The organism is Streptomyces sp. NBC_01017, from assembly GCF_045162795.1.
Taxonomy (GTDB): Bacteria; Actinomycetota; Actinomycetes; order Streptomycetales; family Streptomycetaceae; genus Streptomyces; species Streptomyces machairae.
The window spans coordinates 485,386-498,650 of record NZ_CP108683.1 but is presented as its reverse complement, the minus strand read 5'-3'; the positions used below and the strand labels follow the sequence as shown (position 1 = coordinate 498,650).

General features: G+C 66.6%; 11 protein-coding genes and 3 pseudogenes. 9 read left to right on the top strand and 5 right to left on the bottom strand.

The window, feature by feature from the left end:
- Positions 1 to 7 precede the first annotated feature (7 nt).
- Positions 8 to 925, top strand: a complete 918-nt coding sequence (locus OG331_RS02525) for an IS3 family transposase (protein ID WP_406191194.1) — start codon at positions 8 to 10, stop codon at positions 923 to 925.
- 658 nt (positions 926 to 1,583) lie between these two features.
- Here OG331_RS02525 and OG331_RS02520 read toward each other — a convergent pair.
- The gene (locus OG331_RS02520) at positions 1,584 to 2,729 is read right to left on the bottom strand and encodes an acyl-CoA dehydrogenase family protein (RefSeq protein WP_406191192.1); all 1,146 of its coding nucleotides are present in this window, start codon (positions 2,727 to 2,729) and stop codon (positions 1,584 to 1,586) included.
- A gap of 862 nt (positions 2,730 to 3,591) precedes the next feature.
- Here OG331_RS02520 and OG331_RS02515 point away from each other — a divergent pair.
- Positions 3,592 to 3,779 (top strand): annotated as a pseudogene (locus tag OG331_RS02515) (IS5/IS1182 family transposase); the annotation flags it as partial.
- Positions 3,780 to 4,181: 402 nt separating this feature from the next.
- On the opposite strand, the gene OG331_RS02510 reads toward OG331_RS02515, so the two are convergent.
- Positions 4,182 to 4,325: a hypothetical protein gene (locus OG331_RS02510; RefSeq protein ID WP_406191190.1), complete on the bottom strand. Its 144-nt coding sequence runs from the start codon at positions 4,323 to 4,325 to the stop codon at positions 4,182 to 4,184.
- A 336-nt stretch (positions 4,326 to 4,661) separates the two neighbouring features.
- Positions 4,662 to 5,324 (bottom strand): LuxR C-terminal-related transcriptional regulator, encoded by a 663-nt coding sequence (locus OG331_RS02505; protein WP_406191188.1) that lies wholly within the window; start codon positions 5,322 to 5,324, stop codon positions 4,662 to 4,664.
- A gap of 161 nt (positions 5,325 to 5,485) precedes the next feature.
- Between OG331_RS02505 and OG331_RS02500 the strand changes: the two genes are divergently transcribed.
- Positions 5,486 to 5,716, top strand: coding sequence for a hypothetical protein (locus tag OG331_RS02500; RefSeq protein ID WP_406191186.1), 231 nt, complete (start codon positions 5,486 to 5,488; stop codon positions 5,714 to 5,716).
- Between the two features lie 111 nt (positions 5,717 to 5,827).
- Positions 5,828 to 6,082: pseudogene (locus OG331_RS02495) on the top strand (transposase); the annotation flags it as partial.
- 62 nt (positions 6,083 to 6,144) lie between these two features.
- On the opposite strand, the pseudogene OG331_RS02490 reads toward OG331_RS02495, so the two are convergent.
- Positions 6,145 to 6,567 (bottom strand): annotated as a pseudogene (locus OG331_RS02490) (RNA-guided endonuclease InsQ/TnpB family protein); the annotation flags it as partial.
- 134 nt (positions 6,568 to 6,701) lie between these two features.
- On the opposite strand from OG331_RS02490, the gene OG331_RS02485 reads away from it, so the two are divergent.
- The 3 genes from OG331_RS02485 (at position 6,702) to OG331_RS02475 (ending at position 9,642) form a co-directional block, all read left to right on the top strand.
- Positions 6,702 to 8,345 carry an IS4 family transposase gene (locus OG331_RS02485; protein ID WP_406191184.1) on the top strand — a complete coding sequence of 548 codons (1,644 nt, stop codon included), beginning with the start codon at positions 6,702 to 6,704 and terminating at the stop codon, positions 8,343 to 8,345.
- 80 nt (positions 8,346 to 8,425) lie between these two features.
- The gene (locus tag OG331_RS02480) at positions 8,426 to 8,734 is read left to right on the top strand and encodes a transposase (RefSeq protein WP_406191182.1); all 309 of its coding nucleotides are present in this window, start codon (positions 8,426 to 8,428) and stop codon (positions 8,732 to 8,734) included.
- A gap of 80 nt (positions 8,735 to 8,814) precedes the next feature.
- Positions 8,815 to 9,642, top strand: a complete 828-nt coding sequence (locus OG331_RS02475; protein WP_406191180.1) for an IS3 family transposase — start codon at positions 8,815 to 8,817, stop codon at positions 9,640 to 9,642.
- Here OG331_RS02475 and OG331_RS02470 read toward each other — a convergent pair.
- The gene (locus OG331_RS02470) at positions 9,587 to 10,414 is read right to left on the bottom strand and encodes a hypothetical protein (protein ID WP_406191178.1); all 828 of its coding nucleotides are present in this window, start codon (positions 10,412 to 10,414) and stop codon (positions 9,587 to 9,589) included. The two genes, OG331_RS02475 and OG331_RS02470, sit on opposite strands and share 56 nt — an antisense overlap.
- A gap of 25 nt (positions 10,415 to 10,439) precedes the next feature.
- Between OG331_RS02470 and tnpA the strand changes: the two genes are divergently transcribed.
- Together tnpA and OG331_RS02460 are read left to right on the top strand one after the other, a co-directional pair.
- On the top strand, positions 10,440 to 10,868 hold the full coding sequence (tnpA, locus tag OG331_RS02465; protein WP_406191176.1) for an IS200/IS605 family transposase: 429 nt from the start codon (positions 10,440 to 10,442) through the stop codon (positions 10,866 to 10,868).
- A 533-nt stretch (positions 10,869 to 11,401) separates the two neighbouring features.
- On the top strand, positions 11,402 to 12,559 hold the full coding sequence (locus OG331_RS02460) for a serine hydrolase domain-containing protein (protein WP_406191174.1): 1,158 nt from the start codon (positions 11,402 to 11,404) through the stop codon (positions 12,557 to 12,559).
- The last annotated feature ends 706 nt before the right edge of the window (positions 12,560 to 13,265 follow it).

The window sequence follows — 13,265 nt, the reverse complement described above, 5'->3', positions numbered from 1 at the left end:
GGCCCAGGTGACGGCGCTCGTCGACGAGCATCCCCGCCTGGGAGTCGAGTGCGTCCTGCGGGAACTGCACATCGCCTCCTCCACCTACTACCGCTGGCGCCGCGCGGAGAAGGAGCCGTGCGAACGGCGGCGCCGCGACGTCGAGCTGACCGAGCGGATCAAGGAGATCCACGCGGAGTCCGGCGGCAATTACGGCTCGCCGCGCGTGCACGCCGTCCTCAGACGCGAGGGCACGCGGGTGGGCCGCAAGCGGGTCGAGCGGCTGATGCGCGAGGCCGACATCGCGGGCGTCGGCCCGCGGCGGAAGGGCTTCACGCGCCGCGATCCCAAGGCCACGCTCGCCCCGGACCTGGTCAACCGGGACTTCACCGCACCGGCGCCGAACCGGCTGTGGGTCACCGACCTGACGATGATCTCCACCGGCGAGGGACCGTTGTGGCTCTCGGCGATCCGTGACGCCTTCTCCCGCCGGGTGGTCGCGTGGGAGACCTCTGCCCACGCGGACGCCGACCTGGTCCTGACCACCCTGGAGTACGCGCTCGCGTCCCGTGAGGTCGAGCCCGGCAAGCTCATCCATCACGCCGACCACGGCTGGCAGTACACATCCATCAAGCTCACAACTCGGCTGCTGCGAGCGGGAGGTGAAGCATCCATGGGGTCCGTCGGGGACTCGTACGACAACGCCCTCGCGGAGAACCTCTGGATGCTCATCAAAACCGAATGCATCCGCGGCCGCACCTTCACCACGAGGGCCGAGGCCAACCTCGCGCTCTTCGAATACATCGACGGCTTCTATAACTCCCGCCGCATCCAGGAACGGCTCGGCTTCCTCAGCCCGATCGAGTTCGAGGAGAAGCACTACGCCGAGCAGGCGACGGCCGAACCAACGAATCTGAACACCCATCAACCCCTGCTGACCAGCTGATCAGCACCTCCCACATGACGGGGGAACCTCAATGATCCGCACACGCACGCCGTTGGTGGCGGTGGTCGAGAGCACGGCTAGGACACGTGGACGCCGGAGCGATCATGGCAGCCTGGCTGATGGAACACTTCCTCCCATTCGCCGCACCGTTCGTGCACTGCGAGGGCCTGGCACTGACGGCTGGGAAGCCAGGCCCTCGGCGCGCCGGGGAGGCTCATGCACCATTGCATTGGATGGGCTGGCCGGCCATTTGGGCGCGCGGACACGCTTCCTCCTCGTCCCTCGGCTGGCGGACAGCACAGGCCAGCCGGGGCCGGGCTGCCGGCCCCGCCCGGAGCCGCCGTGGTGCGTAGGAATGTTGACGCTGACCTCCACCTCGTTCTTCGGGATCGCCAGCACATAGCGGACCTGGTGTTTCTCCAGCCAGCATCCGCGTCCCAGGACGCCCCAGGTCGCGGAGTCGGCCGGGCATGCCTCGCCGGGGGAGGGATCACCCCGGCTCGGTGTCTACCGCTTTACCGGAAACGTACGCAGGGCGACAGCGCATGCCAGTCGGTGAAGGGTATCGGAAAGCCGTGTGCGGCAGAATTGCGCGCACGGCTTGAAGCGGCGGGGACTGGAAACGGAGCGTCAGCAACCGCGCCGGTCCCCGACCCTATTAGGGACGGGGCGAGGCGAGGGCCTGCGAGCCGCGCTTGAGTAGCTCGCTCGCGGTGATCAGGCGTTGGATGGCGCAGGCGCCCTCCCAAATACGGTCGACGCGTAGTTCGTGAGCAAGACACTCGTCGCGCACGGTGCGCTCATGGCCGCGGCCGGAGACGATCTGACTGCCCGCCGTGTTCGTCCAGGGCTTTCCCATCACCTGCCTGGCGGGCAGATCGGGGCGGTCATAAGCGCGTGACTGATCGGCCTCCCAAGCAATTTTGCGGGTATATGCGCGGTTGGCGGCGACGTCGACGGCGCAGTCGGCGAGCATGGCCTGCACACGGCGAAGGTCCGCGGCGGAGCCAGATTGGCCTCGTTCGCCAGCCCAGGTACGGGCATGCTCCAACGCACGTTGTGCACCGCCGGTGGCTCGGGCTGCGATCATCAGTCGCTCGGCGGTAAGCCATTCTTGGATGAGGTCGTTGCCGTTGCCGATGCCGCCGAGCACGTCATCGTCGGACACGAAAACTTCGGTGAAGCAAAACTCACTCGTCCCGTTGGCTGTCGCGTGCGGCGAGCGGGGCATGCGCTCGCTCTGAACACCCGGTGCGTGGATATCCACGAAGAACAGAGCCGACGTCCGCTGCGGTCCCGCATCGGCCTGCACGATCAGGAAGTCGGCGACGTGGCCGCGCGTCACGAACCACTTCTTTCCCTTCAGCAGCCAGCCACCCGCCGTGCGTTCCGCGGTGGTGGCTGAGCCAGAGTTGCGCCGTGCGCCTGGTTCAGCCGCCGCGAACGCCTCGAAGCGCTCACCACGGATCACGGGCAACAGGTACTTCTCCCGCTGCGCCTTCGTGCAGTACGCCAGAACGCTGGCGGGCCGCCAGCACAAGTCCCATAGGCCGCTGTGCACCGTTCCGAATTCCTCTTCGACTATGACCTGGTCCAGGAGAGATAGGCCTAGCCCGCCCCACTCGGCGGGCATATTGATCGCGTAGAGGCTGGCGCCGATGGCAGCGCGCGCTAGTTCACGAAGGGGGGCAGGAAGCAATCCGCCCGCTTGTGCAGCTTGGTCCTCGTACTGCATCAACTGTTGGACGTAGGTGGCTGCCCTGGCTTTGAGGGCTGCCTGCTCAGGTGTGCAGGGAAAGTCCATGACGATCCTCCAGGATCGAGGGAAGAGAGAAAAGGAGAGGGACATCTAACGGCTGCGGGCAGCACAGCCTCCGTTGGAGGCGGTACACCGCTGGGACAGGGGCTGGCCCTGGCACGTGACGTGGTATCGGAGTCGTCGGGACAGCAATCACCGACGACACTGCATGGCGCCTGCACCGCATTCAGGGCCCGATGGCCGCCCGCTGCTGCACCATGCCCGCCTGCCGGTCACCCGGCACCGGAGCTGTTAGCCGCAGCCATCCCCCAAGCAGCAACCGTGGCGAAGAGACCCAACCGAACGGCCGCGCTCGTGCCCCAACATGCTGCGTTCAGTGGCCGCACATACGGAGGGGCGGTTACCACGAGCTGCACACCAGCGATGCGACCCGCGGGCGACGTGCATACCCCGGCTGTGGGGGGCGGACCCGGTCCGTACCAGACTCCGACGACCGCTCATGCGTGCCTCCGGCAGACAAGGGGGATGTGGCCGGCATAGCTTGCCCGGTCACCGCATACCAGCCGACAAACGGCACACCGTCCAGCACTCCGCTGCCGGGGTGACGTCGCGAGACATCCGGGAGAGGGTGGTCCCGCCCCGGCGTCAATCAGCGTCGTGGAGCCGTACGGCGCATCACCGTGACGCTGACGCAACTCCAGACTAACTAACTAATTAGTCAGTCCACAAGATGGTCGGCAGAAAAGGTCCGCCGCAGGCCGCCCACCCCAGCCCAACGCCAGCACAGAGCAGGACGCAGGGGACCAGCCGGCCCAGTCGAAAGCCTCCCAGACACCGCTCGCGTGGCGACACTGCGCACCCCGCACCCTCTGAATGCGGGGTGGGGGCCTTGATGTCAGACGGCGGGAGCGAACGAGCCTACGCAGGCAAGCTCGTGACCTGGGCAAAGAAGCCCCTGAAGCTCACGAGCAAGACGGTCGCCCGTCCCAAGGACACTTCCGGCTTCGTCCTCTGCCCCGCCGCCGGGGCGTGGAACGAACGGCCTGGATGATGAACGTCCGCCGGCATACCCGCGGGTACGAGAGGCTGGTCCAGTAACTCCGAAACCCGGACTGGGGGACTGTGGGGCTGGCAGCTGTTGAGTAATCCATCAGTGTGTCTCGGTCTCTGTTGTCTTGTGCCGTGACGGTGTGCGGTTCTCCGAGTGGGGATCGGTTCACCTCGCCCCGCGCCGCTGGTGTGGGGCGGAGACTGGGCCGCACCGGGGCGGTGGCAGAGGTGTTCGGTATCGAGCCGGCTCTGCTCAACGACGACCGCCCGGCCCGGGCCCTGGACACGATCGCGCCGGCATTGGAGAGGATCGCGGGGACGGTCGGCGCGCGGGCGATCACCGAGTTCGGGGATCGACGTGTCCAGGCTGCACTGGGACATGACCAGCATGTCTGTCCATGGTTCCTTCCCCGTCGAGGACCAGGACGAGCAGTATCCGGTCATCAGTTACGGACGTCCCAGGACCGGCGGGTGGACCTGAAGCAGGTCCAGGCTGGGCTTGCGGTGTCCGGCGACGGCGCCGTCCCCGTCCACTGCCGTGTCTTCGACGGGGGTGCGGCCGAGGTCAGCGGCGCGATGAAAGAAGCTCATCGAGCGACAGGTCAGACGCGCTCTGGGGGCCGAACAGACCATGGTCGGCCTCTACCCGGACCAGCGCCGGGTCCGCCCCACCGATCGCATGATCTTCTACCACCTCAGCGAACTCACTCTGCGGATCGGTAGCTCCACCGATCCGCCCACCTGCAGATCACCCGCGGCATCCAACTCCGCCTCCTCGACCTTCTTGGAACAGACATCACGAGAACCTGCCGGCCACAGACCTGAAGCGACGACCTGCGAAGTCCGGGTGTATAGGCAGCCGTGTCCGCGCCCGGTGGGTGGGCGTCGTGGGAGCGACGCTCATTTGACTGACTCGGTGTCAGCCCGTCAGGAGTTCAAGTACGTGAGAACCGCGAGAACGCGCCGGTGATCGCCACCGCTCCGGGACAGCCCGAGCCTGAGGAAGATGTTGCTGATGTGCTTCTCGACGGCGCCGTTGCTCACCACCAGCTGACGGGCGATCGCGGAGTTGGTCCGCCCCTCGGCCATCAGTCCCAGCACCTCCCGCTCCCGCGGAGTGAGCCCCGCCAGCACGTCCTGCTTGCGGCTGCGGCCCAGCAGCTGGGCCACGACCTCCGGGTCGAGGGCCGTGCCGCCCTGGGTCACCCGTACCACCGCATTCACGAATTCGCTGACCTCCGCGACGCGGTCCTTGAGCAGATAGCCGACCCCGCGGCTGGAGCCGGCCAGCAGCTCCGTGGCGTACCGCTCCTCCACGTAATGCGAGAGGACGAGGACCCCGAGTCCGGGGTGTGATTTACGCAGCTGCACGGCCGCGCGCACGCCTTCGTCGGTGTGCGTCGGCGGCATCCGAACGTCCGTCACCACCACGTCCGGCAGCTCGCCCTGTGAGTCCAGGTCCGTGACGGTCTTGATCAGCGCCTCGCCGTCCCCGACCCCCGCCACGACTTCGTGCCCACGGTCGGTCAGCAGCCGGGTCAGCCCCTCCCTGAGCAGCACCGAGTCCTCGGCAATGACCACCCGCACCATCCCCGGCGCCACCTCTCGTCCAAGCTCTTCGGGCCCGCTGCCCTCGCTGCAGTCATAACTGTGGACCCCTCGACGCGCCGGCGAAAAAGATGAGAATTGCCCGTTTCGCCCCCTCCGCCTTCACGTAGCAGGACCCCAGCATTCCCGCGAGCCAGCCTCAAATGACGGCCCCATCGGCCCTACATCCGGGCACACGACTGTCGACCGGGGCCGGGGCGGACACCGCGAGTGACCACATCGACATCCACGGCGGCAGCGCGGCAGCCGTCCACCCGCCGCAGACGCAAGGCCCCCTTCCGCGCCAACAGGGCCGGCTCACGAAGGAGTGGCTGGCCTGGATCACCAGCGGCGGCGGGAACAAGGCCAACAGATGGGAGTACCCGGTCGGCTGAGACGTTCCGTCACGCGCGTGTGTCTCAGGCGGTGTTGGGCGCGAATCGTGTCGGCCCGGTCGGCCCACCGCAGGTCAGCGACCAAGTCGGTATCTACGCGTCAGCTGGTCGCACCCCGGCCGCTTTCGCTCCGAGGCCGCCTTCGCATCCTTCGCCGGTGTCTCGCCGATCCCGGCCTCTTCCGGGCCCACGAACCGCCACCGGATCAACCGCAGCGGTGACCGGCAGCTGAACCGAGCTCTGCACACCAACACGCACATCCACATGCGGCTGGACCCCGCCACGAAGACATACATCGCCCGCAGGATCAGCGAGGGCAAGACCTCCCACGACGCACAGCGTTGCGTCAACTTGACCCGGGCCTAAAGGGCCGGGCTTGGAGGTAGCGCCCAACTGGCTGCTGGGTTGGCTCCTCCGTCCGGACACCCTTACTGGGTGGCAGGGACGCGTGACTCACGCCCCGCATTCCACACGCTCTCGCCACGTGCGGCGATGTTGTGGGAAGCGTTCCGGTCGGCGTGGGCAACGACCCCGCACCCCCGGCAGATGAAAAGCCCCTGGTCGACACGGTTGCGCTTGTCGACGTGGCCGCACTCGGCGCACGTCTGCGACGTGTACGCGGGATCGACGAAGACCAGGGGCACCCCGGCCCGCCTGGCCTTGTAGACGATGAAGTCTCCGAGCTGGGCGAAGGCCCAGGAATGGAGTGCGACCCGTTGGGGCTTGCGGAGCCGTACCCTCTGCCGGATTCCCTTGAGTTCTTCCAGGCAGAGTCCGGCAAAGGTGCGTTCAGCCTGGGTCACGATCGTCTTCGCGATGATGTGGTTGGTGTTCTTGACGTGCCGCTGTTGTGAAGTTCCCCCAAGGCCGGGTAGTTAGCGTTTTTGCAGGTCACGCAAGGGAGTTGAGGAAGTCCTGACACGGAGCAACGGAGCTCGTTGGTACAGGCAGTCGTCCAAGACAGCTTGTTCCCGAAGGAGCTCCGTTGCCCGGTCATTGTGTCCTGCCGTCGCCACTGGCGACCATCACCCGTACGGTCACTGTGGCCGCGGGCCGGTTCGCGCCGGGTCATCTGGGGGAGCTGACGGCGATCGTGCCGTTCGAGCTGGTTGACGCGGTCTTGTCGGAGACGAGGGTCGTGCAGCGGCGGCTGCGTGATCTGCCCTCGCGGGTCGGGGTCTACTTCTTGTTCGCGATGTGCATGTTCCCCGAAGTCGGCTACCGGCTCGTGTGGGCCAAGCTGACAGCCGGCCTGTCCGGGATGGCGGTGGTCTGCCCGACCGGGAAGGCATTGCGTGACCTGCGCCGGCGGCTCGGAGTCGCGCCGGTGCGTGCGTTGTTCGAGGTGTTGGCCGGGCCATTGGCCCGGCCGACCATGCCGGGGGTGCGGTTCGGCCCGTATCGGACGGTGTCGTTCGACGGCTGCAGCTCGATCAAGGTGCCTGACAGCGAACGCAACCGGGGCTGGCTGGGGCGGTGCCCGCACGGTGGGTATCCCCAGGTCGAGCTGATGACGCTCGTCGAGACCGGCACCCGGGCCGTCATCGCGGCGGTCTTCGGTCCCACCCGGGAGGGCGAAACCTCCTACGCCACCAGGCTGTTGCACCATCTGGGCCCCGAGATGCTGGTGCTGTGGGACCGGGGCTTCGACGGCAACGACTTCCTCTCCGCCGTGCACGCCACCGGCGCACAGGTCCTGGGCCGCATCCGCCGGCGCCGCCGCCCACCAGTCCTTCAAACTCTCGCCGACTTCTCCTATCTCTCGGTCATCGGCGGCGTCCCGGTGCGCATCATCGAAGCCCAGGTGAGTATCACCTGCACCGATGGCAGCAACTTCGAGGGCTCTTACCGTCTGGTGACCACGCTCCTGGACGCCCGCCGCCACCCCGCCGACCGCCTCGTGCACCTGTATCACGAGCGTTGGGAGCACGAGAGCGCCTACTACGCCTTGCGCCACACCATCCTGCACGGACGTGTCCTGCGCTCGCACGACCCGGCCGGCGTCGAGCAGGAGATGTGGGCCCTGCTCACCCTCTACCAACTCCTGCGCCGCACCATGGTCCAGGCGGCGGAGTCCCGGCCGGGTACCGATCCCGACCGCTGCGGCTTCACCGTCGCCCTCCAGACCGCCCGTGACCTGCTGGTAGGTGCAGAAGGAGTCTTCGAGCAGGGCATTGGAGAGATCGGCCGGCGCGTCCTGTCAGCGCTGTCGCCCGCACGCCGGGGCCGCGTCAGTACCCGCAAGGTGAAGTCCCCCATCTCCCGCTACGCGGAAAGGAAACTGGACGGCCGCCCCGACGCCGGCAAGGCCGTGACCTCGACGGTGATCACTCTCCTGCCGCCGCCGACGCCGGAGCCCACACTGCCCACGACCACGGTCCCCCAGTACGTCGGCCCCGGCCAGACCAGCAACCGAATGACACGCGTCCTGGCCATCCTGCAGGCAGAACCCGAACGGCTCTGGCGCTCAAGGGAGATCGCCGAACTACTCGGCGACGTCACCCTCGTCGCCACCTACCGACAACTCGCCCGCTGGACCGAGAAGGGAATGATCAAGAGGGTTCGCACGGGACGCTACACGGCAGTCGCACCGGAAAGGACCCCCTTGCGTGACCTGCAAAAACGCTAACTACCCGGCCTTGGAAGTTCCCCCGTTGATCTGGACAGGTTGATACTGGGACGGTTGGGTCCCGGAGGAAGCAGTTCAGGTTGAGTGGCAAGAGCAATATGAGCAAGCGGTATACGGCCGAGTTCAAGCGCGACGCGATCGCGCTCGTCCGTTCGTCGCCGCATCGGAACGTCACCGAGATCGCCCGGGAACTGGGGGTCAGCCCCGAAGGACTTCGCGGCTGGGTCAAGCAGGCAGAGATCGATCGGGGTGAGGGGCCCGCGGGCGCCCTGACCAGCGATGAGCGCGACGAGCTTCGGCGCCTGCGCCGCGAGCTGGCCGAGGTCAAGAAGGCGAACGAGATCTTGGTAAAAGCCGCGGCCTTCTTCGCGAAGGAGATCGTGAAGTAGGTGATGCCTGCCTCTTCATCGATGCGGAGAAGGCCACCGAGGACAACCCCGATGGCTACAGCGTGGCGCGGTTGTGCCGCGTGCTGGGCATCAACCGCTCCACCTACTACGCGTGGCTCGCGTCGCGGCCCGACGCCGTCGAACGGCAGTGTGCCGAGGAGGAGTTGGCCGGACGGATCCGCGCCATCCACGCGAAGTCCCGGGGCGCCTACGGGGCCCCGCGCGTGCATGCCGAGCTCCGCCGCAAGGGGCATGCGATCAACCGGAAGAAGGTCGAGCGGATCATGCGGGAACGCGACATCCGCGGTATCACCCGCCGCAAGCGCCGCCATCTCACGAAGCAGGACACCAAGGCCGCCCCGGCCCCGGACCTGGTCGGCCGCGACTTCACCGCCGACAGGCCGGGCACGAAACTCGTCGGGGACATCACGTATCTGCCGACCCTCGAGGGCTGGTGGTACCTCGCGACCGTTATAGACCTGGCCACCCGCGAGGTGATCGGTTACGCGATGGCCGAACATCACCGCGCCGAACTGGTCACCGACGCCCTGCGGATGGCCGCCGGCCGTGGGGACCTGCAGCCCGGCTGCATCATGCACACCGACCGCGGCAGCGAGTACACGAGCGCCGAATTCCGCTGGGAGACAAGGAAGTTGAACCTGAGGCAGAGCATGGGGCGAACCGGTATATGTTACGATAACGCCGCGGCCGAGAGCTTCTTCGGCCTGCTGAAAGCAGAGATCGGCACTACCGTCTGGGAGAGCCGCGAAGCGGCCCGTGCCGACATCTTCCGCTTCATCGAGGTCGAGTACAACCGCACCAGGCTCCGCAAGCACCCCGAGTTCGGGTACCTCACCCCACTCGAAACACGAGCCAGGCTACGACAAGACTTCGCCCCTGCAGCGTAAGCACCCGCTGTCCAAGATCAGGGGGGAACTTCAGTTCACGGCGAGAACGCTCCTTGAGCCTGCGCTTGGCGGACTTGGTGCGCTTGGTCTGGAGCTTGGCCCGCAGGGCAAGTTGACGCTTGCGGTACCGATTCAGGCCGCGCCCGGCGGCCATGTAGCCGGTGGACGTGGTGGCGACGTTGACGATGCCGAGATCCACGCCGATGAAGCCGCCCGGCTCGTAGGTCTCCGCTTCGACAACGTCGCACGTGGCGATCGGATAGAAGTCGCCGTCACGTTCGATCAGATCCGCCTCGCCCTTGCGGTACTCGCGCAGTGTCCTGAGCGCGTCGGTGGAGCAGGCGAAGCGGACGTTCTTGATGCGTCCGGCGGTGGTCCAGATGGACACGGTCTGTGCGTCGTACTGCCATGACAGGCAGCGATCGTCATACGGCTGCGCGGCAGTGGGACGGAACGTGATCGGCTTCGAGACGGCCTTGGTCCGGCGCTTCGACTTCGGCTTGCCCAGGTTTCCGGCGCGAATGTTGGCATGCAGCGTCGTGTACGCGTCGCGCACCTTCTTGATCACGTGCTGCGCTGCCTGCGCTCCGAGCCCTTCGGCCTTGAGGTGCGCGTAGGTGTGCTTGCGCAGTTCGTACTCACGCGGCACACCGTTGGCGAACGCCACCTCGGACACCCAGCACGCCGGCTCATTGACCGTACGCAGCGTGGAGCGCAGCGCGGCGGCCTGGTCGGCCTCCGGCATCAGCTTCACCTGCGTCACGATCTTCATGCGCTCATCGTACTACAGTTGATCTATGTCACCACGCTGGGAGCCAAACCCCAATATTCGCAGGGGTCGTACGGTCGTCCACACCCTCCACACCCATTTGGTCTTCACGCCCAAGTACCGGCGCGGACCGTTCACCGACGAGATCCTCACGCGCTGCGAAGAGATCATGCGGGCCGTGTGCGCGGACTTCGAAACCGAGTTGGTGGAGTTCAACGGCGAACGCGATCACGTACACCTGCTGGTGCACTACCCGCCCAAGGTCGCCGTCTCCCGGCTGGTCGGCTCCCTCAAAGGCGTGTCCGCCCGCAGGCTGCGCCAGGAGTTCCCCGGCCACATTCGCACGTACCTGTGGGGTGATCACTTCTGGTCCCCGTCCTACTTCGCAGCATCCTGCGGCGGAGCGCCGTTGGCGATCATCAAGGAGTACATCGAGAACCAGAAGCGTCCCGACTGAGGTCAACAGCGCAGACCCGTGCGCCTGTGCGGGTCACACCTATCTTGAGAAGCGATTCCTCCCGGGCGTGAACGCACGGGGTTCCTCGCTAGATCATGCTGAAACGAGCCGTCGCCCGTCAGCGTTTCAAGATCCTTGAACGCTCAGATCGAACCCCGGCGAAATCCTCCGAACAGCTTGACGCGAAATAGCAGCCTCGGGGGGGCTGGCCCCACCCCCGATCAACCGGGCAGCCGGATGGCCGGGGAAATGCCGTGTCGGCGACAGTTGGGCTGCCCGAGCAAGTCGCCCGACAGAGAAAACAAGATCGTGCACATTGTCACGGCGACCGACGTCACGCTCGGGCCCTCGCCGGCCAAGCCAGCACTGGCGACATACCGGCGGCTGCCGCCGGCGCTGCGCCGAGTCGTCCCACAGGGGGTTGGCGACACCGCACCATCGCATGTGGGCTGTCGACCGCCCTGTGTGGAGCCGCGGCGATCCCCGTCCCTGGACCGGCTCAACAGTGAGCACACCGAAGAAAGTAGGAAGCCATGACTGTACGTACATCCCGTGTGGTCGCGACCCTGGTGGCGACGGCGGCCCTAACGCTGTCCGCCGTTGTGGCGGTCCCGGCGTCCGCGGCGGCCCGGGCCGAGAAAGGCACCCACGACGCGACCCGCCGGGCGATCGCGGCCGCCATCGAAGACGGCGTGCCCGGAGTGACCGCCACGGCCAAGGACAGACGCGGCACGTGGTCGACGACCACGGGAGTCGGAAACATCAGGACGGACGAGCCGCGTTCGCCTCACGACCGTTACCGCGCGGGCAGCATCACCAAGACCTTCGTGGCCACGGTGCTGCTCCAGCTGGAGGCGGAGGACCGACTGTCTCTCGACGACACCGTGGAGAAGTGGCTGCCGGGTGCCGTCCGCGGCCACGGCCATGACGGCCGCCGCGTCACCGTCCGCCAGCTCCTCAACCACACCAGCGGCATCCACAACTTCACCGACGACGAGACCTACGTTCAAACGTACCTTCTCAAAGACGGCTTCTTCGAGCACCGCTACGACCGGCTGACGCCCGACCAGCTCGTCGCGATCTCCATGTCCCACGAACCAGACTTCGCGCCAGGCACATCCTGGAACTACTCCAACACCAATTACATCCTGGCTGGCATGGTGATCAAGAGCGTCACGGGCCGTTCGTTCGCCACCGAGATCCGCCAGAGAATCATAGAACCCCTGCACCTGACCGCCACGTCGGTCCCCGGCAACCGTGTCACCATGCCACAACCCAGCAGCCGCGCCTACTCCAAGTTGGCGGAGACGACCACGGGTCCCACGTACGACGTCACGAACTGGACCCCAGGGCTCGCCTCCTCCGCAGGCGAGATGATCTCCAGCTCGGCCGATCTGAACCGCTTCTACACCGCACTGCTCCGCGGCATACTGCTCCCGGCCGAACAGCTCAAGGAGATGAAGACCACGGTGACAGTCGAGGCCATGCCCAATGCCGGCTACGGCCTGGGCCTGATCGACCGCAAGCTTTCCTGCGGCGTACACGTCTGGGGCCACAGCGGCGGCGTCCCCGGCTCCATATCGGAGGCCGTCACGACAGCGGACGGCCGTCACTCCCTCGCCTTCAACTTCAACGGGGACTGGTCGGGAGACACCGACACAGTGATCGAAGGGGAGTTCTGCAGGAATTGACGTACTCCCCGCCCTAAAGTTATCGGCGGGTTCAGCTAGATCGATCGTGTCTTTGCTGCTCAGATCGATGGGGCGAATCTCGTCGGAGCGTTGTTCACTGCGCTTCGGTTGGGCCGGTCCGTCCTCGGCGAGTGAGTTCGCGGCGGAGTTCGAGGTTCTCGCAGTGGGCCTGTGAGCCGCACCGGCTTGGTGCCTAAGGTGTTGCCCTTGCGCTGGAGAATTAGGTGGCGCGGCTGGATGCTGGGGAACTGCTCGGTGAGCCAGCGTTCCACTTCCGACCCCACCGCCACCTGATGACCGCCGGATGCCACCGCCTCGACATGACCATCAGATTCACGATCTGGAACCAGATCCCGGGAGCACCAGCCTGCCCGTCACGGCCTGAATAACAAACCGCCCCGGCCCTGGCACGTCCTGATGCACCCTCAGACGACCACGCCTCCGACAACGTGACAGCACCCCCCACGATCAAAATTGAGTCAAGTGTGATCACTGGCGTGCCCGGTGAGGCGGCAGGTGCCGCTTAACTGGCGGGAGCGCCGTACCACTTCGCTCGCGGCCCGAACGGGGTGCGCTCGGGGTGCGCGCTGTTACAGCTGGGGACGCGTTCCCGTCGGTGGAGCCCCCGGGCGCGGTCGCCGGTCCCTCACGCCGAGACCTCGGCAAGCCGTACCGGTTGCCGGTACCGGTGCGGAACCGCTTCTTC

What these genes read in the sequence shown, in the direction of transcription:
- OG331_RS02520 (WP_406191192.1), bottom strand. Translation starts at nt 2,729, where the DNA reads ATGGACTTTCCCTGCACACCTGAGCAGGCAGCCCTCAAAGCCAGGGCA.
- OG331_RS02510 (WP_406191190.1), bottom strand. Translation starts at nt 4,325, where the DNA reads ATGAGCTTCTTTCATCGCGCCGCTGACCTCGGCCGCACCCCCGTCGAA.
- OG331_RS02505 (WP_406191188.1), bottom strand. Translation starts at nt 5,324, where the DNA reads ATGGTGCGGGTGGTCATTGCCGAGGACTCGGTGCTGCTCAGGGAGGGG.
- OG331_RS02500 (WP_406191186.1), top strand. Translation starts at nt 5,486, where the DNA reads ATGACGGCCCCATCGGCCCTACATCCGGGCACACGACTGTCGACCGGG.
- OG331_RS02470 (WP_406191178.1), bottom strand. Translation starts at nt 10,414, where the DNA reads ATGAAGATCGTGACGCAGGTGAAGCTGATGCCGGAGGCCGACCAGGCC.
- tnpA (WP_406191176.1), top strand. Translation starts at nt 10,440, where the DNA reads ATGTCACCACGCTGGGAGCCAAACCCCAATATTCGCAGGGGTCGTACG.
- OG331_RS02460 (WP_406191174.1), top strand. Translation starts at nt 11,402, where the DNA reads ATGACTGTACGTACATCCCGTGTGGTCGCGACCCTGGTGGCGACGGCG.